The sequence below is a fragment of the Acidovorax sp. Root402 genome (assembly GCF_001425125.1).
Classification (GTDB): domain Bacteria; phylum Pseudomonadota; class Gammaproteobacteria; order Burkholderiales; family Burkholderiaceae_C; genus Acidovorax; species Acidovorax delafieldii.
Genome location: NZ_LMDQ01000015.1, coordinates 151,040 through 173,317 on the forward strand (window position 1 = coordinate 151,040; position 22,278 = coordinate 173,317).

Consider the following 22,278-nt stretch of genomic DNA (forward strand, 5'->3'; position numbering starts at 1 on the left):
GTCAGGAGTTCGTTCATGGGTTTTCCATCCATCCACCGCGTGGTTACCGGTCACAACGCGCAAGGTCGGGCCATCATTGCCAGCGATGGGCCGTTGCCCACGGTGGTCGAGATCGCCGCCATCCCAGGCACCGTGTTCCACGAAGTGTGGAGCACCTCCGAATCGCCCGCGGTCGTGGACAACGGCCCGGACCCGACGCTCGGCCCGCTGGTGCTGCCGCCCCCGCAGGGTGGAACGCGCTTCCGGTTTGTGGACATCCCGCCGGACACGCCGGAGTTTCTGGCCTACGGTGCCGAACGCATGCACGACGCCTTCCGCCAGGTGGGCGACGCTGCGGCGTCTACGGTGAAGGCCGACTCCCCCCACCCGCTGATGCACCGCACCGAATCGGTGGACTACGGTGTGGTGATCGAAGGCGAACTGACGCTGATCCTGGATGAGGGCGAAGTGCAGCTGCGCCCTGGCAGTGTCGTGGTGCAGCGGGGCACCAACCACGCCTGGGCCAACCGCTCGGGTGCGCCGTGCCGCATGCTGTTTGTGCTTGTCGATGGGCGCTTTGATGCGTCGGTGGCCGCACCTGCCAAGGAGCAGCCATGAGCACGCGCCGTCAATGGCTGGGCGCTGCAGCGTCCGCAGCGCTGACGCCCTGGGCGTTGGCACAAACCCCGTATCCCGCGCGCCCGTTGAGCTGGGTGGTGCCCTACCCGGCCGGGGGCTTCGGCGACGCGATGTCGCGCCTGCTGGTGCAGAAGCTGGGAGAGCGCATGCAGCAAGCCGTGGTGGTGGAAAACAAGCCCGGAGGTGCCGCGCAACTGGCGGCTCAGTACGTCAAGCAGCAGCCCGCCGATGGCCACACCTTGCTGTACGCAGACATCGGCCCGCTGGCCATGTACCCAGCGCTGTACGCCAAGCTGAGCTTCAGCCCTCTCAAGGACTTTGCTCCCCTGACGCGCTTGTTCAAGTCGCCGCTGGTCGTGGTCGTGCCTGCGGGCAGTCCGTTCCAGACTCTGGCCGACCTGCTGCGCGCGGCGGCTGCGGGTGATGGGCTCAACTATGGCTCGTACGGGCAGGGCAGCCAGCCCCATGTGTGGACCGAGCAGCTGCGCATCAAGACGCGTTCGCGCATGACCCATGTGCCCTATCAGGGCGCAGCGCCCGCGCTGCAGGACCTGATGGCCGGGCGCCTGGATTTCATGTGCGATGTGGTGGCATCCAGCTTGCCGCTGGTGCGCGAAGGCAAGCTGCGCGCGCTGGTCAGCGTGGGCAGCGAGCTGCGCCTGCAGGTGCTGCCCCAGGTGCCCACGCTGACCGAAGCCGGGCATGCGGACCTCGACACTCCGGGCTGGAACGGTGTGATGGTGCGCGCGGGCACGCCTGCGCCGGTGGTCGAAGTGCTGCACAAGGCGGTGGTGGCGGCGCTGGAGTCGCCTGAGGTGCTGGGCCGCTACCGGCCGCTGGGCCTGGAGCCTGCACCGCTGGCGCCCTCTGCATTTGGCGAGTTCATCCAGAGCGAATCGCAGCGATGGGGCTTGGCCATTCGCCAAGCCGGGATCAAGGTCGAATGAGTCTCTTTGATCTGCAGGGTCGCACCGCCCTGGTTACGGGGGCCACCCAGGGCCTGGGTCTGGCGATTGCGCGCACCCTGGCCGAGCAGGGCGCCCGGGTGGTGGTCTCTGACCGCGATGCGCTGGCCTGTGAGCAGGTCGCTGCGTCGTTGCCCAACGCCATCGGTATCGCTGCCGACATGGCGGTGCCTGCGGCCATCGCTGCGCTGGTGGAGCGCGCCGGGCCGCTGGACATCCTTGTCTGCAATGCCGGTATCCAGGGGCCTGCGGGGCCTTTGGCCAATGCCAGCGATGCAGACTGGCAGCAGGTGTTTGACATCAACCTGTGCGCCGCAGCGCGGCTGTGTGCCTTGGTGCTGCCTGGCATGGCAGCGCGGGGCGGCGGCAGCGCGGTGCTCATCTCCAGCATCGCGGGCCTGCGCGGCAACCGGTCGATGGGCCTGTACGGGCTGACCAAGGCGGCGCTGGCCCAGTTGGCGCGCAACCTGGCTGTGGAATGGGGACCCATGGGCGTACGGGTCAACGCCGTATCGCCCGGCCTCATCTGCACGCCGTTGGCTGAGCGGCTCATGGCCGACGACGCCTTCATGGCGCGGCGCATCCAGGCCACGCCGCTGCGGCGCGCCGGAGAACCCGAGGAAGTGGCTGGCGTGGTCGCCATGCTGGCCAGCCCCGCCGGGGCCTTTGTGACCGGACACAACCTGGTGGTCGACGGCGGCACCACCATCAGCGATGGGAGTTGAAACCATGCACGGCATGCTGAACCGAAGAACCCTGCTGGCCAGTGCCTTGGCGCTGCCCATGAGCACCTGGGCAGCCACCTGGCCCACACGGCCGTTGCGCATCGTCCTGCCGTTCGCGGCCGGAGGCAGTTCGGACCTGGTGGCCCGCCTGCTGGCCGACAAGCTGGGCCTGGCCCTGGGCAGCCCGGTGGTGGTGGAGTCGCGCGCGGGTGCCAACGGCATCATTGCCTCGGAGTCCGTAGCCCGCAGCACCGACGGGCATTCGCTGCTGTGGGTCAGCGCCGCTCACGCCATCAACGGCAGCCTTTACCCCCGGCTGCCGTATGACACGCAGCGCGACTTTGCCCCCGTAGCCCTGGTGGCCAGCCCCGGGCCCATGGTGATTGCCGTGCCTGCAGCCCTGCCGGTGCGCAGTCTGTCCGACCTGATGGACCTTGCCCGGCGAAAGCCTGGGCAGGTCAGCTACGCATCGGCCGGGGTCGGCAATGTGCTGCACCTGGCGGGCGAGATGCTGGCGCAGCAGGCCGGAGTGCAGTTGCTGCACGTGCCCTACAAAGGCGCTGCGCCCGCCCTCAATGATCTGGCGGCCGGGCAGGTGAACCTCATGTTCAACAGCGCCCTGGCCGTGGCCCCCATGGTCAAGGACGGGCGCATTCGCCTGCTGGCGCAGACCGGCGCGCAGCGCTCGCCTGCCTTGCCCTCCGATCTGCCCACCGTGGCCGAAACGCCGGGACTGGCAGGCTTTCAGGTCACGGGCTGGTTTGGCTTGTTGGCGCCTGCAGCCCTTCCCACCGAGGCCATCGCGCGGCTCAATGCCGAATGCGTTCGCATCCTGGCCCAGCCCGAGCTGCGCGAAAAGCTGGCCCTGCTGGGCAGTGCCGATGCCCCCACCCAGAGTGCGCGTGAGTTTGGCGCATTTCTGACTGCAGAGACCGACCGCTATGCCCGCGTGATCCGGGCGGCGGGGCTGCGACTGGAAACACCTTCTTCCTGATAGGACTGGCGATGCGATTTGCAACTCTGAAAGACGGCAGCCTGGACGGCCGCCTGGTACTGGTTTCTTCCACCGGCTTGCAGGCCGTCGAAACCGCCCCGATAGCGACCAGCTTGCTGGCAGCCTTGCAGAACTGGGATGCTGTAGAGCCCGCCCTGCGCGAGCGCGCTGCTGCGCTGGAGGCGGGCACGGCAACCGGCAGCTTTACGTTCGATCCCGCCGCATGCAGCGCCCCCTTGCCGCGCAGCCCGCAGTGGCTGGATGCGTCGGCGTTCCTCAACCATGGACGCTTGATGGAGCGCGCCTTCAACACGCCGCCCATTCCGCATTTCGACACGATCCCTGTCATGTACCAGGGCGCGAGTGACGACTTTCTGGGCCCGCACGACGACGTACCGATGGCCAGCGAAGCCGATGGCATCGATTTCGAAGGCGAGTTCGGCGTCGTCTGTGGCCCGGTGCCCATGGGCGTGACGCCTGAAGCAGCATTGAATTGCGTCCGCCTGGTGGTGCAGATCAACGACTGGAGCCTGCGCGCGCTGGGCCCGCACGAAATGAAGACGGGCTTTGGATTCTTGCAGGCCAAGCCTTCCACCAGCTTTGCCCCGCTGGCCGTGACGCCGGATGAACTGGGCGATGCCTGGCAGAACGGGCGGGTGCATCTGCGGCTGCATGTGGACTCCAACGGCCAATGGTTTGGCCACCCGCATGGCGGCGAAATGAACTTCAGCTTCTGCCAGCTCATTGCCCACGCGGCCCGCACACGGCGGCTCACGGCAGGCACCATCATCGGTTCGGGAACCGTGTCCAACCAGGCCCGCGATGCAGGCTCAGCCTGCCTGGCCGAGCGGCGTGTGATCGAGATCCTGGACGAGGGCGCCGCCAAGACGCCGTTCATGCGCTACGGCGATACCGTGCGCATGCAGGCGCGCTGGCCCGATGGTCGTGAGGGGCCTTTTGGTGTGGTGCACCAGCGCGTGGTGGCTGCAGGCACGGGGGCACGCTGATGCATGTGGTTGTTACCGGTGCTGGCGGGTTCATTGGTGCCGCCCTGGCCGAGCGGTTGCAGTCCGCCCCACTCGTGCCCGGTACGCCCTTGCGATTGACGCTGGTGGACCGCGTCGGGCCTGCTGCGCCTTGCGCGCCGGGCGTGCAATGGCACGTCGGTAGCTTTGCCGATCGCGCTTTGTTCGAAACCCTGGAAGACGATCCGCCCGACTGCGTATTCCACCTGGCCAGTGTCCCGGGATCGCTGGCCGAGCGTGAGCCTGCGCTGGGTGTGCAGGCCAATTTGCTGGATACCGTGGCCTTGTGCGAAGGGCTTGCGCGCCCAGTGCGCGCAGGGCGGGCACCCGTCCCGCGGCTGGTGTTTGCCAGCTCGGTGGCGGTGTATGGCGCGCTGGGCGCCCAGGCGGTCGATGAGCGCCAGTGGCCGCAGCCCACGCTCAGCTACGGGGTGCACAAGTGGATGGCGGAATTGCTGGTGGCGGACTACAGCCGGCGTGGCGATATCGATGGCCGCAGCCTGCGGCTGCCCGGCATCGTGGCGCGGCCCCCGGCAGAAACGGGCCATGGCTCCGCATTCATGAGCCAGATATTCCATGCCCTGCAGGCGCGGCAGGCTTACATGTGCCCCGTGTCGCCGCAGGCCACGGCGTGGTGGATGTCGCTGGAGTGTTGTCTGGACAACCTGGTGCATGCCGCGCGCCTGCCCGCGCAGGGCCTGCCGGCCGAACGGTGCTGGCAACCTCCGGTGCTGCGCTCTTCGGTGGAAGAGGTCGTGCAGGCCATTGCCCGCGCGGTGGATGCCGATCCGGCCGAGTGGATTCGGTATGTGCCTGAGGCCCATATCGAAACGCTGTTCGGCCGCCTGCCCGCCTTGCACACGCCCCGCGCGGAGGCGGCCGGTTTTCGGAACGACGGCTCGCTGCAGTCCCTGGTCACAAGCGTGCTGGGCGGGCTGCAGGGCGGTGGTGGAGTGAAGTAGGGGGCGACAAAAAAAGGGCGCGCCACGGGACGCGCTGCGGGGCAGGCGCCGGACTGGTGGGCGGCGCCGTGTGCCGCAGCGCTCCCGTGACGCGCCGGGCCCTCAGCCGATGCGGGCGCTGGTCTGCGGCGCGTTCAGGGCGTCTCGACCGCGAAGTCCAAGCCCGCATTCGCCTGCAGCCGCGCGATGAGCCGGTCGCCCATCGCTGGGGCCGTGGTCCAGATGCCGCCAGGCGTTTCCGTGGCTTCCTGCAGCAGGCACACCGCCGCTTCGGTGATCATCTTGGAGGTGGAACCATAGCCCGGGTCGCGGTCGCCCTTCACGCCCACGCGCAGGGTGTGGCCTGCGTCGTCGGTGCCCAAAAACAGCACATCGTAGAAGCCGTTTTCGCGTTCCTCGCGCGAAGGGCCTTCGCCGGGCTTGGGGCCCTTGTCCGAGCCCAGCGACTTGTCGCCCGCCACTGCGTTGGCGATGGCCTCGCCCTTTTCGCCGGGGCCGGTGATGAGCATTTCGTCGTAGACAAGGTCGGTGCCGTAGGCGTGCTGCAGCAGGAAGTTGGAGCGGTGCACATTGCGCGTGTTGATGGCGGCCATCACGAACGGGGCCACCCAGACGCCATCGCCCAAAGCCTCGTCCACCATGGGCTTGTTGCCCGAAGGCTGGCGCGGACCTTCAAACCCGGGGGTGAGCGAGAAGGGGTTTTTCAGCAGGTCCAGCACACCGGGCTGGGTGGCAGCGGCCGCCATGGTGGCCTTGAGGCTGGCGGCGGTGCCACCTGAGAAAGTGCCCTTCATCTTGCGCACCCGGCCGCGCACGCGGGGTGCGGGGTGGCCGAAGCGGTGGCGGAATTCCTTTTGCAGCAGGAACACGCCCAGGTCGAACGGGATCGAGTCGAACCCGCACGAGAACACGATGCGCGCGCCGCTGGCCTTGGCGGCGGCTTCATGCGCGTCGATCATCTGGCGCATCCAGGCGGGCTCGCCGCACAGGTCCACATAGTCCACCCCGGCCTTGGCGCAGGCGGCCACCAGTTCGTTGCCATACAGCTGGTAGGGGCCTACGGTGGTCAGCACCAGGCGCGTGGCGTCCATCAGCGCCTGCAGGCTGGCGGGGTCGCTGGTGTCGGTCACGATCAGTGGGGTGTCGGCGGGGGCGCCCACTTCGTCGCGCACGGCGGCGAGTTTGTCGGCATTGCGGCCCCCCATGGCCCAGCGCAGGCCGCTGCCGGCGGGGTAGCGTTGCAGCAGATATTCGACCACCAGGCGGCCGGTGAAGCCGGTGGCGCCGTGGACGACGAGGTCAAAAGGTTTGGTCATGGTGGGGGCTCCGTCCGTCAGAAGTACAAGGTCCGGGGGCGGGCAGAAGTTGCCTTGCCCGGAGAGGCTGCCATTCTCTGTGGCCGTGCCTGCTGCCTCTGTCGCGCAGGTGCGTGGCGAGGGCCGCGTAGGGCCTGAACAACGGCTTGCACCGAATTTTCTGAGAAAAAGTACCGTAAAACGATACCGGATAGCCTGCGGGTGGCCACTGTTACGGTTCAATGCAGACACGCAAGTTACGTCTGGGCACCATTCGTTCCGTGTTCAACCAACGCCCTTCAGGGCACCACAGCAATGTCTTCTTCTCCCATCGTTGTTCAGCGTGACACCAAGGCCTGGCAGCTGCAGGTGTGGGTCTCGTTCGGCATCGCGGTTTTTCTGTGCGCCGTGGGTCTGGCGTGGCTGCCAGGCGAGCAGCTGGAGCAGGCGTTCATGGTGATGGGCTACGTGTTCTGCCTCTCGGCCGCGTTTGTGCTGGCCAAGTTTGTGCGGGACAACGAAAGCGCCTCGCGCCGTGGCGGTGGTGACACCCCCATGTGGAAGCTGGTGGTGTGGGGGGGCTTTGCGGTGGCCATGGGCCTCACGGGCTGGGGCCTGCTGAGCATGGACATCAACGTGACCTACAAGGCGTTCCTGGGCGTGAGCTGGCTGTACCTGATCACCACCGCCTTCACGCTGGCCAAGATGCTGCGCGACCGCCATGAGGCCGACCTGCTCGACGCCCGCCTGCAAGGCCGCCGCGAAGCCGCCCAGGCCGCTGCCCAGAACAGCAGCGTGAACTGAGCGCACCCGGTGTGCACAGGCGGCAAGCAGCCGCCCTTCTGGACGAATTTCTTTCTGGTTCTTTCTTGTTCTTTCTGGTCTTTCGACCCGGTCTGCTCCGCATCTTGGGTGTGGGCGGGCCGTACCCTGAGGAGTGAATGATGATGAATGCCATGTTTTCTTCGTGGGGCTCTGCCGCTCGCCTGCCCCGCGCTCTGCTGGCCGCTGGTGTGGTGTGTGCGGCCCTGGTGGCTGCTGCGCCGGCCCGTGCCCAGAGCGAGGCTTCTGCCGCGCTGTCGCTTTTGCCCGTGGCCTCGGTGGTGGGCACGGCGTCGGTGGCCTCGGCGGCCGCCGGTGCGGTGGTGACGGTGCCGGCGGCGTTGTCGGTGGGCGGCGCGGTGCTGACGGTGCGGGCGGTGGAGGCCTCGGCCGTGGGCACGGTGTACCTGCTGGAGCGTGCCTCGGATGGTGCGCAGGTGAGTGTGGAGGTGGTCGGCCGTGGTGCGGCGGGATCGGCCTATGCCGTGGGCACCCTGGTCACCTGCAGCGTGATCGGCACGGGCGTGATCCTGTCGGCGGCAGGCGAGGCCATTGCCTTCGTGCCCAATGCCATCGGCCGCGCCTTGCTGCACAACGAACGTCTTTGAGGAGCGGCACGATGGTGAGAAACCTGACCCTTGACCGCAGTCCCGCGCAGCGCATCCCTGCCGTGGTGGGCATGGTGTTCCTCGCTGGGGTCGCGCTGCTGGCCGCCACGCCGGCCCACGCTGGCCGCTCGTGCGAGTCGCGCAAGCCCGTGCCGCCGCAGGTGATCGAGCGCGGCATGAAGCTGGCCGAGCAGACCTCGGTAGCGCTGGATGCCGAACATGCCAAGTCGGGCGCACAGGTGGTGGCGCTGGCCCGTGCGGGGCAGGACCTCTCCAAATACGGCCTGCGCTATTCGCACTTTGGCTGGGCCTACAAGACGGCCGAAGGCCCGTGGCGCGTGGCGCACAAGCTCAACGAATGTGGCACGGCGGTGGGCCACCTGTACCGCCAGGGCCTGGGCGAATTCTTTCTGGACGATCTGTGGCGCTACGAGGCCGTGTACGCCGTGCCCACGCCCGAGGTGCAGCAGCGCCTCCTGGCCGTGTTGCAGGACAAGGGCCGCACCAAGACGCTGCAGCACCCGCCCTACAGCATGGTCAGCTACGCGTGGAGCCGCAAATACCAGCAGTCCAACCAGTGGGCGCTGGAGACCCTGGCGATGGCCATGGAGCCCGCCACCTTGCGCTCGCGCGACCAGGCGCAGGCCTGGCTGCAGTTCAAGGGGTATGAGCCCACCACGCTCAGGCTGGGGCCGCTCACGCGCATGGGCGGGCGGGTCGGGTCGGCCAACATTGCGTTTGACGACCATCCGAACGAAAAGCGGTTCTCGGACCGCATTGAGACCGTGACCGTCGACTCAGTCCTGGCATGGATGCAGCGCACCCAGCTGGCAGCCACACCGGTGGTGCTGGCGATTAAAAATTGAATCAAAATGCCAGCAGGCGCAATCAATACATGCGCTGAAAGCTATAAAAAGAAGAGCATTTGCCGGTGCGCTACCGCGCGCACCCAACCCGGCGCACAGCGCCACCGAGGAGAAGAACATGAGCAAGTCGCTGAGACTGTCCGAAAAATGGTTCCGCCGTGGCCTGTGGCTGGTGGCGCTGGTGTTTGCCAGCTTCCTCATCGGGCTGGGCGGCACCATCGTGGGCGACCTACCCAAGGTCGAAACCCCGCTGCGCGTGGACGACTTTCTGGACAAAGCCGCAGCCGACAAGCTGCGTGCCGAGGTCAAAACGGCGCGCCAGGCCGAACAGGACGCGCAGACCGCGCTGGAGCAGGCCCAGCTGCAGCGCAGCAAGGTGCGCAGTGAGGTGCAGGCCGAGCGAGAGAGCTTCAACAACTGGCTGTCCACGCGCAGCGCCACGCAGCGGGCCGACCAGGACCCCGAGGTGATCGCACGCACCCAGGCGCTCGACGCCCTCAAGCTGGTGGAGCGCAAGGCCCAGCAGGCGGTGGAGACGCAGCAGCAGGCTGCCCTTGATGCCCGCCAGGCGGCGGCCGCCCGGCAGGAGCAGCTCAACCAGATGGAGTCTGACGGCTATGTGAAGCTCGCCGCCGAGCGCCGCAAGGTCGAGCTGCGCGTGTTCCTGTACCGCCTGGCCCTCACGCTGCCGCTGCTGGCCGCCGCCGGCTGGCTGTTCGTCAAGAAGCGCAAGAGCACCTACTGGCCGTTTGTGTGGGGCTTCATCTTCTTTGCGCTGTTTGCCTTCTTTGTGGAGCTGGTGCCCTATCTGCCCAGCTACGGCGGCTATGTGCGCTACGTGGTGGGCATTGCCGTGACGGCCGTGGTGGGGCGCTACGCCATCCAGGCGCTCAACCGCTACCTGGAGCGCCAGAAGCTGGCCGAGGCCTTGCCCGACCAGGAGCGCCGCAAGGAACTGAGCTACGACGTGGCTCTGGCCCGTCTGGCCAAGAGCGTGTGCCCCGGCTGCGAGCGGCCCGTGGACCTGAAGAACGAGAAGATCGACTTTTGCCCGCACTGCGGCATTGGCCTGTTCGACCACTGCGGCCACTGCAACACCCGCAAGAGCGCGTTTGCACGTTTCTGCCATGCCTGCGGCACCGGGGCGGGTGTGAAGCTGGCGCAGGAGTGAGGCAGGCTGCGCTGGGGCCATTGCGCGGCGTGACCTAGGGATGTCCTGCATAACCCTCGCGGGTCGGTGGTAGTGCGGATCGGGACAGGCCGCAAGGCGTCTTTTTGCAGCCCATAGCGGGGCTATGGGCCAAAAAAGCAACGCAGCGGATGGCCCGAGACCGCGCTATCACAGACTGCAGGGAGTTATGCAGGACATCCCTAGCCCACCATCACCCGGTTGCGCCCCTCGGCCTTCGCGCGGTACAGGGCCGTGTCGGCGGCCAGCAGCAGGGTGTCCATGTCGGCATCCGCACCCAGTGTGGCGCTGTGCACCAGGCCGATGCTGACGGTGGCCCGCTGGGGGCCACCCCGTGTCGCATCCAGTGCCTGCCGTTCCACGGCGCTGCGCACCCGTTCGGCAATGGCCTGGGCCTCGGTGGGGGACACGCCGGGCAACACGGCGGCAAACTCTTCGCCCCCCATGCGGCCCAGCACGTCGTCGGCGCGCAGTGCGCGCGCCATGGTCTGCGCAATGCTGACCAGCAGCCGGTCGCCTGCACCGTGTCCGTGCTGGTCGTTCACCTGCTTGAAGTGGTCCACGTCCACCATCATCACCGCCAGCCCGGTGGATTCACGCTGGTAACGCTCCAGCAGACGATCGCCCTGCTTGAGCAGCGCACGGCGTGCCAGCACGCCCGTCAGGTCGTCGTGGCGCACGGCATGGTGCAGGCGCCGCAGGGCCTCGGCGCGCGCCGCGCTGGCGCAGGCCACGGCCAGGGGCCCCAGGGCCAGCAGCGTGACGCCCACGCGCAGCGAGAACACATCGCCCGCATGGGCCGGCGTGAAGTTGAGCACGCCGGTGGCCACGCCCGCCATGGTCCACAGGCACACCACCAGCGACAGCAGGCTGGAGGTGAAGGCGCTGTAGCTCAGCGCACACCACAGCAGCCCGGGCACCACAAAAGCCAGCATGCCGGGCCCGCCGATGAGCGTGCGGATGCCCTCGGCCAGCACCAGCGAACTGACGGGCGCAACGCGCCAGAACAGGGGCGTGTCCTGGGTGTGCGAGGGAGGATCTGTCGCGCGCGGCGCAGCCAGCACCACGGGCACGATGAGCATGTAGTTCATCAGCTCAGTGCTGAACCACAGCGACAACAGGTCCGTCCACGGGGAGTCGAAATACACCGGTGCCGCGCCGCAGCCTGCCAGCGCACCCACTGCGCTGGCAACCAGCGCTGCCAGCAGCAGGTACAGCGCCGCCACCGTGCGCTGCAGCCGCAGGATGGGCTCGTCCAGCCCCCGCAGCACCAGCCAGCCGGCGGTGGCGCCCAGCAGGTTGGCGGCGTTGAGCCACAAGGCCATGCCCCAGGCACTGCCGGTAGCCAGGTCGGCCGCTACATAGCCCACTGCGGCCGCCACCCAGGCGGGTGGCCGTGCCAGGTGGGGGTAGCGCACCAGCAGCCCCAGCAGCAGTGCATTGGCAGGCCAGAACGCCGACAAAAAGCCGATGGGACGCGCAAAGATGCCCACCAGGCAGGCGGTGAATATCAACAGCGCCAGGGCGGCCCAGGCCACGGGCGGGGGAACGGTCCGGGCGGGAGCAAAGAGGCGGGGCAGGGTGGGCGGCATGTCGGCAGCGAAGGCGTGCGGGCCCCGATTGTCCCCGGTGTCAGGGCATGCCCAACAGCAGGGCCACCAATTCGCCCGTGCTGGTGGCCCCCAGCTTGCGCATGATCCGCCCCCGGTGGGCCTCCACCGTGCGGTGGCTGATGTGGAGGTGGCGGGCAATCTGCTTGCTGGTGGCACCGGTGACGATGTGCTGCGCCACCTCGCGCTCGCGCACCGTGAGCGGGGTGCTGACCACCCGGCGGTGCGAGATGTCTTCAAACATCCACACCGCGCGCGCAAACGGTTGGGCGCGGTCCAGCGCGCGGCCCACCACATGGCACCAGAACAGCGTGCCGTCCCGGCGGCGCATCACTCGCTCGTCGCTGTAGCTGCCGGTGTCCATCATGGCGGGCAGGCCCAGGTTGCCGGTGTGGGTGAATTCGTCCAGCGACGGATACAGCGGCGCCAGCGGCTGGCCCAGCAGCTCGGCCTGTTCGTAGCCAAACATGCGGGCAAAGGCGTCGTTGCAGATCTCGATGCAGCGCTCGCGCGTCACGCACATGCCGACGGGGGCCAGGTTGAAGGCCAGTTCCAGCGCTTCATTCAAGGGGGCTTGGAGGGCGGTAGGCATGGGGCGGGATTGTGCGGCAGGCCGGGATCAGGCCCGGCGCCCTGCGGCCACCACCACGCGGTTGCGGCCTGCGTGTTTGGCGTCGTACAGCGCCTGGTCGGCCGCGGCCAGCCATTCGGCCCAGCTCCCGCCGCCCGAGGTCACGCAGACCATGCCGATGCTCATGGTCACAGAGATGTCCTCCCCGGCTTCGGTGAGGCGGATGCTTTGCACCGCGCGGCACAGGCGCTGGGCCACGGCCGCCGCGCGCAGCACGCGGTCGCCCGCTGCATGGCCAAAGCGGTCGTTGATGTGCTTGAAATGGTCCAGGTCCAGCTGCGCGATGGCGCTGCCCACCGGCAGTTGCGCCGGCAGCATGGACATGAGCCAGCGGCGGTTGCCGATGCCGGTGAGCGTGTCGGTCTGGGCTACCTTTTGCAGCCGCACCTCGGCCCGCTCATTGGACAGGGACGACACCATGAGTGCAACGCCGAAGTGGCAGAACATCTGTGCGTAGAACGCCCGGGCAAAACCGACCGGGCTGGTGGCGTGCGTGGCGATGAGAAACAGCTGCAGTGCAAACAGACCGGCGCTGGTCAGCAGCAGCCCGGCCAGTAACCCGCGCGAGGGCAGGGGCTCGGTGTGGCGGTCGCGCCAGACCTCGTGGGCGGCCGCCGCCAGCGCCAGCGCGGCCGTCAGGTGGAAGGCGCCCGCACGCAGCAGGTTGTCGAGCGGAAACTGCGTGGCAATGCCCAGCACCAGCCAGCCGCACGGCACTGCCATCAGCAGCGGCAGGGGCACCCGCCGGCGCCCGCTCAGGGTCCGCACGCTCGCCCAGAACAGCACATAGCCCAGCGTGCCCAGCAGCAAGCTGGTGTGCGTCCACAGCCACTGGGGCAGCACTTTGTACTCGCCCTGGCCCGCCAGCTCGGCGCCCACGGCCAAAAGCAGGTAGGCCGCCGCCAGCGGCCGCAGTCCTTGCGGGCGGCATGAATGGCGGCTGACATGAAAGATGCTCAGCGCGCCGGCCACCAGGGCGGTCTTGTAGAGCAAGAGGACGGTGGGGAGGTCAAGCTGTAAACCCATGGCGCTGCGTGGCGGTGGTGTGGTGGCAGTGGGGCGAATCAGATCGGGAGTGCCCAGTCCCCGTATGGTGACCGAAAGCAGTGACAGGCGACGGATGCTAGACGCCGGTGCGGCGCAGGGTGGAGTCCAAGGGCGGTCCTCAGCGCTGGCGCCACCGCTTCTTCCACTGCCGCTGGATCACCCGCGCCACGCGCCAGGCCCACGACGCGCGGGCACGCTCCAGCACGGCATGCTTGAGCTGCATCCAGTGCGCGTGGGTCCAGGCAAACCAGCGCAGTTGCATGAGCGCTGGCTGGGTGAGGGTGAACAGCCGCGCCACCACCGCCGTACCCACCACCTTGGCCAGCACGATGACCAGCATGCCCAGCACCACATGCCCGCGCCCGATGGCCCAGAGCGCCAGCAGCTTGATGGGCAGCAATAGCGCCGTGGGCAGCGCAAACAAGGCCACCGCAGCCCAGGGTGGCAGGGAGCGTACCCAGCCCTCCACCCAGCGCAGGCCCGGCCAGCGGCCGATGCGCGCCAGCAGGCGCTGCAATGGCTCCCACCCCCATTCCTCGAACAGGATCAACAGGGCGAGCAGGCCGCTGCCCAGACCCGTGAGGGCCCGCAGAGGCCAGTGCAGCAGATGGCGCAGGAGTTTTGGAATGATTTTGGCCCGATGCGCAAGTGGATCATGCCTAGCGTGCTATGTAAAAGATAGCAAACTGGCGGAGGGCGAATCTGCCGCTCACACGCCGCGCGCCCGGTCGGCCTTGAACTGCGCACGGAACTGGGCAAAAGTGCCCGCCTCCAGCGACTCGCGCACCTCGCGCATCAGGTTCAGGTAGTAGTGCAGGTTGTGCACGGTGGTGAGCATGGGGCCCAGCATCTCGCCGCAGCGGTCCAGGTGGTGCAGGTAGGCACGTGAGAAGCCTTCACGTCCGCCATCGTCCCACGACACGCCCGAGCTGCCTGCGCAGGCGTAGCAGGTGCAGCTGGTGTCCATGGGCTTGTGGTCGGCCTTGTGGCGGGCGTTGCGGATCTTCAGGTCGCCAAAGCGCGTGAACATCGTGCCGTTGCGTGCGTTGCGGGTGGGCATCACGCAGTCGAACATGTCCACACCGTCGGCCACGCCCTGCACCAGGTCTTCGGGCGTGCCCACGCCCATCAGGTAGCGGGGCTTGTGCGCGGGCAGGCGGTGGGGCGTGTGGGCCATGATGTCCAGCATCTCGTCCTTGGGCTCGCCCACGCTCACGCCGCCCACGGCGTAGCCGGGGAAGTCCATCTCGACCAGGCGCTCCAGAGACTCCTGGCGCAGGTTCTTGAACATGCCACCCTGCACGATGCCAAAGAGGGCGTTCGGATTGTTCAGGCGGTGGAATTCGTCCTGGCTGCGTCTTGCCCAGCGCAGGCTCATTTCCATGCTCTTGCGCGCCTCGGCCTCGGTGGTCTTGTGGCCCTTGGTCTCGTACGGCGTGCACTCGTCGAGCTGCATCACGATGTCGGAGTTGAGCGTGGTCTGGATCTGCATGCTCACCTCGGGCGACATGAAGAGCTTGTCGCCATTCACGGGGCTGGCAAAGGTCACGCCCTCTTCGGTGATCTTGCGCATAGCGCCTAGGCTCCAGACCTGGAAGCCGCCGGAGTCGGTGAGGATGGGCTTGTCCCACTTCTCAAAGCCGTGCAGGCCGCCAAAGCTCTGCATCACGTCCAGGCCCGGGCGCATCCACAGGTGGAAGGTGTTGCCCAGGATGATCTGCGCGCCCATGTCGTGCAGGCTGCGCGGCATCACGCCCTTGACGGTGCCATAGGTGCCCACGGGCATGAAGATGGGGGTTTGCACCACACCGTGGTTGAGCGTGAGCTGGCCACGGCGTGCGTGGCTGGAGGGGTCGGTTTTGAGGAGGTCGAACTGCAGCATGATGGGGCGCATTGTCCCAGACGGGCCGGGCTGACCTGCCGCAAGGGATTGGACTGGCGCTGGCCGATGGCGTCGCTACACTGGTCTGTACTCACTCAAGGAGAACCCCATGCTCAAGATCCTCATCGCCGTGGACGGCTCCGAACTCTCCCTGGATGGCGTGCACCACGCGCTGGCGCTGGTGCGCCAGGGGCTCCAGGCCACGATGGTGCTGGCCAACGTGCAGGAGCCCGCCACGCTGTACGAACTGGTGACCACCCGTGACCCCGACCTGATCGCCGCCGCCAGCCTGGAGGCGGGCCAGCATTTGATGGCGCCAGCGCGCGCGCTGCTCGATGCCGCCGGGGTGGCCTACGAAACCGATGTGGGGGTGGGCGATGTGGCGCACACGCTGGTGGACATGATCGAGCGCTCGGGCTGCGACATGGTCATCATCGGTGCCAAGGGGCAGGGCGCCATCACCAGCGCGCTGCTCGGGTCGGTGTCGCAGGAGGTGGCCCATGCCAGTCCGGTGCCGGTGACCATCGTCAAGCATGCCGAGGTGCAGGAGGGGGTGGACAGCGACGCGGTCGAGGACGCCGAAGCCTGACCCCTTTGGCGCCCGCCCTGATAGAAAAAGACAGGACAAAGGAAAAGGGCCGCTGTGCGCGGCCCCGATCGGAATGTGTGGGAGAGGTTGCCCGGATCAGGCCGCCTTGCGAAACGGCTCCGAGGGCCGCTGCAGCTTGCCATGGGGCAGGGTGGCCAGGCGCGAGAACATGCGGCGCACATAGCCGCGCACCCACAGGCATTTGTTGAGCTCGTCCACGGGCAGCGGGCCTGACACCACCACGATGTCGTTGGCCACGTCCTGTGCACCGGCAGCGCGCAGGCGGCGGCGCGTGTTGTTGGCCCAGGACTGGATGCGCGTGGGGCTGCCGTGCTGGTGCACCTCGCCCGTGTGCACATCGAACGCAATGGCCACCGTGTCGGTCTTGAGCTTGAAGCGGCGTTCACCCGTGACGGCGCTGGGCGCCTCGCGCATGTCATACAGGTAATAGCTGCCTGCCTTGAGCTGGTATTGCATGTCCATGGGTGTGTTCCTCTTTGTCGGCATTGTCGAGGGGCACGCGGCAGGCAATGGCAGGTAAAACGGTGGGAAAGGGGCTCTTATTGAGCGCCTCTCACAGGGGGCCACGCCGGTTTCTGTGCGCGTGCCATTGTGGCCGCGCGTCGGCGCCATCCGGAGAAACTTGAGGACGATGTCGTAACGAGTTGTGAGGGCCTTTGCCCCGCCTTGGGCTACTGCTGGCCGGTGCTTCGTCCAAGGCGTATGCAACTGGCGCGGCCCCAGGCGCGGGCAGCCAAGCCAGGGCCGCCCCGCAGCGAGGGCTGCGTCCCCTTGCCCACATCGCGTAGCGATGTGAGAGCGGGGGGAAGGCGCGCAGCGCCTCAGGGGGGTGTCTCTGCTAGAAATCCACCAGACTCAACCCCACACTGAACACAGTGCGCTTGCGGTTGTAGTCGATCATGCTGTCGCCGTAGCCGCTGAACAACGAGGTGTGCAGGCGCAGGTTGCTCTTGCTGCCGAACAGGCCGGTGCCCAGGGCCTGCAGCCATTCCACACGCACCGAGCCCCGGTCGCTGCTGGCCAGCGTGTGGCGCACCGTGGCGCCCAGGGTGTTGTCCTTGTTCACGTTCCACAGCAGCGACAACTCGCCCCGGCCGATGTAGTCGCTGATGCCCGGGTTGTCGTCGCTGCCTGCGCTTTCGGGGATGCGCTTCCAGATGCGGGCGTTCACGCTAAAGCGGTTGTCCAGTTCGATGCCGGTCATCAGGTAGGCGCGGTTCCAGCTGCGCGACAGCGGCTTGCTCTGGCCGTTGGACTGGTGCACCAGGCCGATGCCGCTGTAGCGCCACTTCCAGCCAAACGGCAGTTGTGCCGTGGTGGGGTACACGTACATCAGCTCGGGCTCGTGGTCGGTGGCGCGGAAGGGGCGCGAGATCTCGGGGGTGAACAGTTGCCAGTACGACTGCTGCGTGTAGCCAAACCACAGCGAGTCCTTGAGCGTGGGGTGGCCCTGGGTCAGCAGGCCCTGCGCAATCTTGGTACGCACGGACAGCTGGATGCGGTTTTCGGTGCGGCGGTACGGGGTCGAGTCGGTGGCCGAGTTGCCGTCGGCATCCGACGCGGGCTGGCGGTTCACACTGCTCGACGCCACCACCGACACCGTGATCGGGCGGTAGCCCCGGAAGCTGAATGTGCCGCAGTCCGTGCCCGTTTCCAGCTCCCAGAAGCGGGAGAGATCGCTGTACTGCGGGTCGCGGCAGCCTTCGGTGCGCGCCACGTCGATGATGCGGGTGGCAGGCAGCGTGGCGTCCACCGGCGGGGGCACGGCCGACGAAGAGCTTGCGCCGCTGGCACTGGCCGACGCCGAAGCAGCAGGGGCTTGCCAGGACTGCGCTCCTGCAGGAGTGGCCTGGGCCTGTTCGGCCGCCCAGGCGTCAAAGCAGGCCAGGCGCGCCTGGTTGTCGCTGGACAGGGCGGTGCAGCGGCGCAGGGCAGCGTCGGTCCCTGTCGCGGCGCCGGTGGCTGCGGCAGGGGCTGATTGCGCCAGCGCCGCGCCGGCCGGGGCCAGGGCTGCGAGCAGCAAGGCCAGCGGGCGGTGCAGACGGGACGCGGGGGTACCCCGCGCAACGGCGCTCATTGCCAGGCCGCCTGTTTGCGCAGCACAAACGGTGCTGACGGCGTGGTGGGGGTGGGGTGGGCGTTGTTCCATGTTCCGCGTATTTCCTTGCCGCAACTTCCATCGACCACCTGGCCTGTCCAGGTGGCACTGATGTTGGTGCCGTTGATCGATTCTTCCAGGGTCAGGTCGCCGCCGTCGACGTCACCACTGACCTGGGCCGTGGTGCCGCTGCGCGCCACGGTGCCACGCACGCTCTGTGCCAGCTCGGGGTGCGGGCCCAGTTGCAGCGTGGCCGTGGTGGGCTTGTCTCCCGGCGCAGGGGCCTGCAGCTCGGCGCGCCACTGGCCCTGCAGGTGTTGGTGGTCCATCTCTGCCGCCGCTGGGCATGCCGCCGTGGATTGTGGTGCTTTTTGGCCGATGGCGCTTGTAGGACAAGCGCTGATAGCTATCAAAAGCGCAGCAATGCCCCAGGCGCTGCGGCCACGGGGCAGGGCGGGGCGTGGGGTGGTATCGGTGGCGGGGTGTTGTGCCATGTGCGTACGCCCTCTCAAGCAGTGGGCGCCGGGTTGGCGGCCGCAGCCGCGTTGGCCGCAGTGGTGGCCTGGGCCTTGGCAGCAAATTCGGCGCGCAGGGCCTTGAGCTTTTCGCGCGGGTCTTCGCGGGCTGTGGTCTTGTCCAGGCCCATTTCGGCGATGAAGCGGCTCGGTTGTGCGGCCACCATTTCGCGCCCTTTTTTGCGGCGCTTGGTCCAGCTCACGGCCAGGGTGCGCTGGGCGCGGGTGATGCCCACGTACATCAGGCGGCGCTCCTCCTGCAGGCGCTGCAGCACGTCGTCGGTCACCTGCTGCTGGCGGCCTTCGTCGTCATCGAGCTTGAAGGGCAGCATGCCCTCGGTCACGCCCACCAGCACCACATGCGGCCACTCCAGCCCCTTGCTGGCGTGCAGGGTGGAGAGCGTGACCATGTCCTGCTCCTGCTCGCGCTCGCTGATGGTGGATAGCAGCGCAATGGTCTGCGACACCTCCAGCAGGCTCTTGGTCTCCTTGGCCACCACGGCACCGGCCGTATCGTCGATCTGCCCGCCCGCGCGCTGGGCCATCCAGTCGCAGAACTCCATCACGTTGCTCCAGCGGGCGGCCGCCACTTTTTCGCTGTCTTCGTTGTCGTACAGGTGCTGCTCGTAGCCAATTTCCTTGAGCCATTCGTTCAAAAAGGCGCGGGCCTCTTCGGCGCCATGGGTGCGGCGGGCGCTGTACTCCAGGTAATTGATGTAGCGGCCAAACTCGTGCAGGCCGTCCATGGCGCGCTTGGGCACAGCGGCAGGCAGCATGCCGTTGAACAGCGCGCCGAACATGCTTTGCTTGTGCTGGGTGGCAAAGGCCCCCAGCGATGCCAGCGTGGTGTGGCCGATGCCACGCTTGGGCGTGGTGATGGCGCGCAAAAACGCCGGGTCGTCGTCGTTGTTGATCCACAGCCGGAACCAGGCGCACAGGTCCTTGATTTCGGCGCGGTCAAAGAAGCTCGTGCCGCCCGAGACCTTGTAGGGAATGTTGGCCTTGCGCAGTGCCTTCTCGAATGGCTTGGCCTGGTGGTTGGCGCGGTACAGGATGGCGAAGCTCTTCCAGTCCGGCGGCGGGTTGCTGGCCGCGCGCAGGCTCTGGATGCGGGCCACGGCGCGCTCGGCTTCGTGCTCCTCGTTGTCGGCATCGACCACACGCACCGGCTCGCCCTCGCCCAGTTCGCTGAACAGGGTTTTGGGGAACAGCTTGGGGTTGGGCCCGATCACGTTGTTGGCCGCACGCAGGATGGCACTGGTAGAGCGGTAGTTCTGCTCCAGCTTGATGACCTTGAGGTGGGGGTAGTCCACCGGCAACTTCTTGAGGTTGTCCAGCGTGGCGCCGCGCCAGCCGTAGATGGACTGGTCGTCGTCGCCCACAGCGGTGAAATGTCCCTTTTCGCCCACCAGCAGCTTGAGCAGCTCGTACTGCGTGGCGTTGGTGTCCTGGTACTCGTCCACCAGCACATGGCCCAGGGCCGCTTGCCACTTGGCACGCACCTCCGGGAAGTCGCGCAGCAGCCGCAGCGGCATGCCGATCAGGTCGTCAAAGTCCACGCTCTGGTAGGCCGCCAGGCGCTCTTCATACCGGGCCATCAGCGTGGCGATGATGCGTTCGTTGTCGTCCGCCGCCTGGGCCAGGGCCTGTTCGGAGGTCAGACCCATGTTCTTCCACTTGCTGATCACCCACTGCCACTGGCGCGCCGTGGCCATGTCGGTGGTGCCACCCGAGGCTTCTTTCAGGATGCCCGTCACGTCATCGGCGTCGAGGATGCTGAACTGCGGCTTGAGGCCCAGCACATGGCCGTCCTCGCGCACCATGCGCACGCCTAGCGCGTGGAAGGTGCACACCAGCACATCCTTGGCGCGCCGGCCGATGAGGCCCTTGGCGCGCTCGCGCATCTCGGCGGCGGCTTTGTTGGTGAAGGTGATGGCCGCGATGCGTTTGGGGTCCATGCCCTTCTCGATCATGTGGGCGATCTTCATCGTGATCACCCGTGTCTTGCCCGAGCCCGCGCCTGCCAGCACGAGACAGGCCCCGTCGGTGTAGTGGACAGCCTGGAGCTGGGCGAGATTGAGACCGGCAGACATGGAGAGGGTGAGGGCAGGAAGGGGCGGAGGGCGGAAACCGGGCAGGGCGCGGGGCGGTGGGCGCCACGGGCGCGGGGTGCAAACCGAGGGGTGTGCCGCGCAAGGGCGCAATGATACCGGCGCGCCCCCGGCAGCTGCGGTGCGAGGGTATCGGCCGCCGCCCCATGCGCGACCAGCGCCTGACAGGCTGCTGACGGGGCCGCTGCCGGACCCGCGCGCGGGCCCTGTGCTCCGGGAAACCCCGCTAGGGGCTTTGTTTTCACAATTTGATACTGGTTGGCGAGTCCTTCCCTTTGTCGGGAGGGGAGTGTTGTGAACCGAGCACCGCCATGAACCCTGCCACCCCGCCTTCCATCGCTCTGACTGCCGCCACGCCCCGGGCGGGCCGCCGTCGGTTGCCACTGCCTGCATGGACCGCCTGGTCCGCCCTGGCGGCAGCCGGTGTGCTGGCGGGTGCGGCGTTGCTGCCACGGGTGGCGCATGCGCAGGTGGGGGGCAACGCCCCCGCGCGCATCGGCGTGGTGGGGCCGTTCACGGGGCCGTCGGCCGACTTTGGCGTGCCCATGCTCAATGGCATCAAGCTGGCGGTGGACGAGATCAATGCCGTGGGTGGCTACCTGGGCCGCCCGCTGGAGCTGGTCATCAAGGACGACAGGGCCGACCCCGATCAAGGCCGCAAGGTGTCGCAGGAACTGCTGGCCGAGAAGGTCGTCGCCACCATTGGCTTTTGCAACACCGGCGTGGCGCTCAAGGCCATCGACCTGTTCCAGGACGCCAAAAGCCCGCTCATCGTGCCCTGCGCCACAGGCACGGCCGTGACGGCCAAATATCCCGCGCCCGACAGCTACATCTTCCGCGTGCAGGCGCGCGACGCGATCCAGGCGCCCTTCCTGGTGGACGACATCGTCAAACGCGGCTGGGACAAGGTCGCCATCTTTGCCGACAAGACCGGCTATGGCGAAGGCGGCTACAACGATGTGGTGGCCGCACTGGCCGCCAAGAACCTCAAGCCCGTGCATGTGGCGCGCTTTGACCTGGGGGTGAAGGACCTGACGGCCGAGCTGACTGCGGCGCGCAACGCGGGTGCCAACGTGGTCTACAGCTACACCGTGGGGCCGGAGAACGCCACCATTGCCAACGGCAAGAAGGCGCTGGGCTGGAAGGTGCCGCAGGTGGGGCCGTGGCCGCTGTCCTTCCCCTTCTTCCTCGAAGGCGCCAAAGATGCGGCCGAGGGTGCGCTGATGGTGCAGACCTTCATCGCCGAGCCCAGCAACGAGCGCCGGGCATCGTTCCTGTCGAGCTACACCCGCAAGTACCAAGGCAAGGTGGCCGTGCCCATGGCGGCAGCCAACGCCTACGACGCCACCTATCTGCTGATGTACTCGTTCCTCGGCATCCGCGACGGCAACCTGAACGGCAAGGCCATCAAGGAATCGCTGGAGGGCAAGATGAAGACCTACTACGGCGTGGTCACCACCTACGACAAGCCCTTCAGCGCGCAGGACAAGGACGCGATCACGCGCAACATGCTGGTCATGGGCATGGTCAAGAACGGCGCCATCACCTTTGCCTACCCGGAGGATGCCAAGCGCAACCTCATCATTCAGCGCAAGCAATAACAAAAAGCGGATGGCTGCGCTCGCCACCCGCGAGCCCACCCACCTGACTTTGCGCTGACCACCCCGGGTGCCGCAGACCCTGGCTGCTGGCGCAACAAGGACAA

22 protein-coding genes are annotated in these 22,278 nt (G+C 67.5%); 12 read left to right on the plus strand and 10 right to left on the minus strand.

The window, feature by feature from the left end; all coding sequences use genetic code 11:
• The first annotated feature begins 15 nt into the window (after positions 1–15).
• Genes ASC83_RS17685 through ASC83_RS17710 form a run of 6 tightly spaced genes read left to right on the plus strand, consistent with a single transcriptional unit; the run spans position 16 to position 5,289 of the window.
• The gene (locus ASC83_RS17685; RefSeq protein WP_056065490.1) at positions 16–597 is read left to right on the plus strand and encodes a cupin domain-containing protein; all 582 of its coding nucleotides are present in this window, start codon (positions 16–18) and stop codon (positions 595–597) included.
• On the plus strand, positions 594–1,565 hold the full coding sequence (locus ASC83_RS17690) for a tripartite tricarboxylate transporter substrate binding protein (RefSeq protein WP_056065493.1): 972 nt from the start codon (positions 594–596) through the stop codon (positions 1,563–1,565). The genes ASC83_RS17685 and ASC83_RS17690 overlap by 4 nt, the downstream gene beginning before the upstream one ends.
• The gene (locus tag ASC83_RS17695) at positions 1,562–2,308 is read left to right on the plus strand and encodes an SDR family NAD(P)-dependent oxidoreductase (RefSeq protein ID WP_056065496.1); all 747 of its coding nucleotides are present in this window, start codon (positions 1,562–1,564) and stop codon (positions 2,306–2,308) included. The genes ASC83_RS17690 and ASC83_RS17695 overlap by 4 nt, the downstream gene beginning before the upstream one ends.
• Before the next feature lie 13 nt (positions 2,309–2,321).
• Positions 2,322–3,302 (plus strand): tripartite tricarboxylate transporter substrate binding protein, encoded by a 981-nt coding sequence (locus ASC83_RS17700; RefSeq protein WP_235509408.1) that lies wholly within the window; start codon positions 2,322–2,324, stop codon positions 3,300–3,302.
• An 11-nt stretch (positions 3,303–3,313) separates the two neighbouring features.
• Positions 3,314–4,309: a fumarylacetoacetate hydrolase family protein gene (locus tag ASC83_RS17705; protein WP_056065502.1), complete on the plus strand. Its 996-nt coding sequence runs from the start codon at positions 3,314–3,316 to the stop codon at positions 4,307–4,309.
• Positions 4,309–5,289, plus strand: a complete 981-nt coding sequence (locus tag ASC83_RS17710; RefSeq protein WP_056065505.1) for an NAD-dependent epimerase/dehydratase family protein — start codon at positions 4,309–4,311, stop codon at positions 5,287–5,289. The genes ASC83_RS17705 and ASC83_RS17710 overlap by 1 nt, the downstream gene beginning before the upstream one ends.
• A gap of 134 nt (positions 5,290–5,423) precedes the next feature.
• On the opposite strand, the gene ASC83_RS17715 is transcribed toward ASC83_RS17710, so the two are convergent.
• On the minus strand, positions 5,424–6,605 hold the full coding sequence (locus ASC83_RS17715; protein WP_056065508.1) for a trans-acting enoyl reductase family protein: 1,182 nt from the start codon (positions 6,603–6,605) through the stop codon (positions 5,424–5,426).
• A gap of 294 nt (positions 6,606–6,899) precedes the next feature.
• Between ASC83_RS17715 and ASC83_RS17720 the strand changes: the two genes are divergently transcribed.
• The 4 genes from ASC83_RS17720 (at position 6,900) to ASC83_RS17735 (ending at position 10,051) form a co-directional block, all read left to right on the plus strand.
• Positions 6,900–7,388 (plus strand): YiaA/YiaB family inner membrane protein, encoded by a 489-nt coding sequence (locus ASC83_RS17720; protein WP_056065512.1) that lies wholly within the window; start codon positions 6,900–6,902, stop codon positions 7,386–7,388.
• A 140-nt stretch (positions 7,389–7,528) separates the two neighbouring features.
• Positions 7,529–8,014: a hypothetical protein gene (locus ASC83_RS17725; protein WP_200938973.1), complete on the plus strand. Its 486-nt coding sequence runs from the start codon at positions 7,529–7,531 to the stop codon at positions 8,012–8,014.
• A gap of 71 nt (positions 8,015–8,085) precedes the next feature.
• On the plus strand, positions 8,086–8,880 hold the full coding sequence (locus tag ASC83_RS17730) for a DUF2145 domain-containing protein (RefSeq protein WP_156379558.1): 795 nt from the start codon (positions 8,086–8,088) through the stop codon (positions 8,878–8,880).
• Positions 8,881–8,998: 118 nt separating this feature from the next.
• On the plus strand, positions 8,999–10,051 hold the full coding sequence (locus ASC83_RS17735; protein ID WP_056065517.1) for a zinc ribbon domain-containing protein: 1,053 nt from the start codon (positions 8,999–9,001) through the stop codon (positions 10,049–10,051).
• A 200-nt stretch (positions 10,052–10,251) separates the two neighbouring features.
• Here the strand turns inward: ASC83_RS17735 and ASC83_RS17740 are convergent, their stop codons facing one another.
• The 5 genes from ASC83_RS17740 to tgt form a co-directional block, all read right to left on the minus strand.
• On the minus strand, positions 10,252–11,661 hold the full coding sequence (locus tag ASC83_RS17740) for a diguanylate cyclase (protein WP_056065520.1): 1,410 nt from the start codon (positions 11,659–11,661) through the stop codon (positions 10,252–10,254).
• 40 nt (positions 11,662–11,701) lie between these two features.
• On the minus strand, positions 11,702–12,271 hold the full coding sequence (locus ASC83_RS17745) for a PAS and helix-turn-helix domain-containing protein (protein ID WP_056065521.1): 570 nt from the start codon (positions 12,269–12,271) through the stop codon (positions 11,702–11,704).
• Positions 12,272–12,298: 27 nt separating this feature from the next.
• Positions 12,299–13,336: a diguanylate cyclase gene (locus ASC83_RS17750; protein ID WP_056065525.1), complete on the minus strand. Its 1,038-nt coding sequence runs from the start codon at positions 13,334–13,336 to the stop codon at positions 12,299–12,301.
• 139 nt (positions 13,337–13,475) lie between these two features.
• The gene (locus tag ASC83_RS17755) at positions 13,476–13,907 is read right to left on the minus strand and encodes a hypothetical protein (protein WP_235509409.1); all 432 of its coding nucleotides are present in this window, start codon (positions 13,905–13,907) and stop codon (positions 13,476–13,478) included.
• Positions 13,908–14,066: 159 nt separating this feature from the next.
• The gene (gene tgt, locus ASC83_RS17760; RefSeq protein WP_056065832.1) at positions 14,067–15,239 is read right to left on the minus strand and encodes a tRNA guanosine(34) transglycosylase Tgt; all 1,173 of its coding nucleotides are present in this window, start codon (positions 15,237–15,239) and stop codon (positions 14,067–14,069) included.
• Between the two features lie 109 nt (positions 15,240–15,348).
• Between tgt and ASC83_RS17765 the strand changes: the two genes are divergently transcribed.
• Positions 15,349–15,828, plus strand: a complete 480-nt coding sequence (locus ASC83_RS17765) for a universal stress protein (protein WP_056065531.1) — start codon at positions 15,349–15,351, stop codon at positions 15,826–15,828.
• A gap of 96 nt (positions 15,829–15,924) precedes the next feature.
• Here ASC83_RS17765 and ASC83_RS17770 read toward each other — a convergent pair whose 3' ends face one another.
• From ASC83_RS17770 to ASC83_RS17785, 4 genes are all read right to left on the minus strand, one after another.
• On the minus strand, positions 15,925–16,311 hold the full coding sequence (locus tag ASC83_RS17770) for a hypothetical protein (RefSeq protein ID WP_056065534.1): 387 nt from the start codon (positions 16,309–16,311) through the stop codon (positions 15,925–15,927).
• 376 nt (positions 16,312–16,687) lie between these two features.
• The gene (locus tag ASC83_RS17775) at positions 16,688–17,926 is read right to left on the minus strand and encodes a phospholipase A (RefSeq protein WP_056065537.1); all 1,239 of its coding nucleotides are present in this window, start codon (positions 17,924–17,926) and stop codon (positions 16,688–16,690) included.
• Positions 17,923–18,441 carry a hypothetical protein gene (locus tag ASC83_RS17780; protein WP_233193673.1) on the minus strand — a complete coding sequence of 173 codons (519 nt, stop codon included), beginning with the start codon at positions 18,439–18,441 and terminating at the stop codon, positions 17,923–17,925. The genes ASC83_RS17775 and ASC83_RS17780 overlap by 4 nt, the downstream gene beginning before the upstream one ends.
• Before the next feature lie 14 nt (positions 18,442–18,455).
• Positions 18,456–20,555, minus strand: coding sequence for an ATP-dependent helicase (locus ASC83_RS17785; RefSeq protein WP_056065540.1), 2,100 nt, complete (start codon positions 20,553–20,555; stop codon positions 18,456–18,458).
• A gap of 329 nt (positions 20,556–20,884) precedes the next feature.
• On the opposite strand from ASC83_RS17785, the gene ASC83_RS17790 reads away from it, so the two are divergent.
• Entirely contained in the window at positions 20,885–22,174 is a 1,290-nt protein-coding gene (locus ASC83_RS17790; RefSeq protein WP_156379552.1) for an ABC transporter substrate-binding protein, read from the plus strand.
• The last annotated feature ends 104 nt before the right edge of the window (positions 22,175–22,278 follow it).

Bases quoted from the DNA above. Each gene is read 5' to 3' on its own strand.
- ASC83_RS17705 (WP_056065502.1), top strand. From the start codon at position 3,314: ATGCGATTTGCAACTCTGAAAGACGGCAGCCTGGACGGCCGCCTGGTA.
- ASC83_RS17730 (WP_156379558.1), top strand. From the start codon at position 8,086: ATGGTGTTCCTCGCTGGGGTCGCGCTGCTGGCCGCCACGCCGGCCCAC.
- tgt (WP_056065832.1), bottom strand. From the start codon at position 15,239: ATGCTGCAGTTCGACCTCCTCAAAACCGACCCCTCCAGCCACGCACGC.
- ASC83_RS17780 (WP_233193673.1), bottom strand. From the start codon at position 18,441: ATGGCACAACACCCCGCCACCGATACCACCCCACGCCCCGCCCTGCCC.
- ASC83_RS17710 (WP_056065505.1), top strand. From the start codon at position 4,309: ATGCATGTGGTTGTTACCGGTGCTGGCGGGTTCATTGGTGCCGCCCTG.
- ASC83_RS17695 (WP_056065496.1), top strand. From the start codon at position 1,562: ATGAGTCTCTTTGATCTGCAGGGTCGCACCGCCCTGGTTACGGGGGCC.
- ASC83_RS17725 (WP_200938973.1), top strand. From the start codon at position 7,529: ATGATGAATGCCATGTTTTCTTCGTGGGGCTCTGCCGCTCGCCTGCCC.
- ASC83_RS17770 (WP_056065534.1), bottom strand. From the start codon at position 16,311: ATGGACATGCAATACCAGCTCAAGGCAGGCAGCTATTACCTGTATGAC.
- ASC83_RS17700 (WP_235509408.1), top strand. From the start codon at position 2,322: ATGCTGAACCGAAGAACCCTGCTGGCCAGTGCCTTGGCGCTGCCCATG.
- ASC83_RS17740 (WP_056065520.1), bottom strand. From the start codon at position 11,661: ATGCCGCCCACCCTGCCCCGCCTCTTTGCTCCCGCCCGGACCGTTCCC.
- ASC83_RS17735 (WP_056065517.1), top strand. From the start codon at position 8,999: ATGAGCAAGTCGCTGAGACTGTCCGAAAAATGGTTCCGCCGTGGCCTG.
- ASC83_RS17720 (WP_056065512.1), top strand. From the start codon at position 6,900: ATGTCTTCTTCTCCCATCGTTGTTCAGCGTGACACCAAGGCCTGGCAG.
- ASC83_RS17745 (WP_056065521.1), bottom strand. From the start codon at position 12,271: ATGCCTACCGCCCTCCAAGCCCCCTTGAATGAAGCGCTGGAACTGGCC.
- ASC83_RS17765 (WP_056065531.1), top strand. From the start codon at position 15,349: ATGCTCAAGATCCTCATCGCCGTGGACGGCTCCGAACTCTCCCTGGAT.
- ASC83_RS17685 (WP_056065490.1), top strand. From the start codon at position 16: ATGGGTTTTCCATCCATCCACCGCGTGGTTACCGGTCACAACGCGCAA.
- ASC83_RS17750 (WP_056065525.1), bottom strand. From the start codon at position 13,336: ATGGGTTTACAGCTTGACCTCCCCACCGTCCTCTTGCTCTACAAGACC.
- ASC83_RS17690 (WP_056065493.1), top strand. From the start codon at position 594: ATGAGCACGCGCCGTCAATGGCTGGGCGCTGCAGCGTCCGCAGCGCTG.
- ASC83_RS17785 (WP_056065540.1), bottom strand. From the start codon at position 20,555: ATGTCTGCCGGTCTCAATCTCGCCCAGCTCCAGGCTGTCCACTACACC.
- ASC83_RS17715 (WP_056065508.1), bottom strand. From the start codon at position 6,605: ATGACCAAACCTTTTGACCTCGTCGTCCACGGCGCCACCGGCTTCACC.
- ASC83_RS17790 (WP_156379552.1), top strand. From the start codon at position 20,885: ATGAACCCTGCCACCCCGCCTTCCATCGCTCTGACTGCCGCCACGCCC.
- ASC83_RS17775 (WP_056065537.1), bottom strand. From the start codon at position 17,926: ATGAGCGCCGTTGCGCGGGGTACCCCCGCGTCCCGTCTGCACCGCCCG.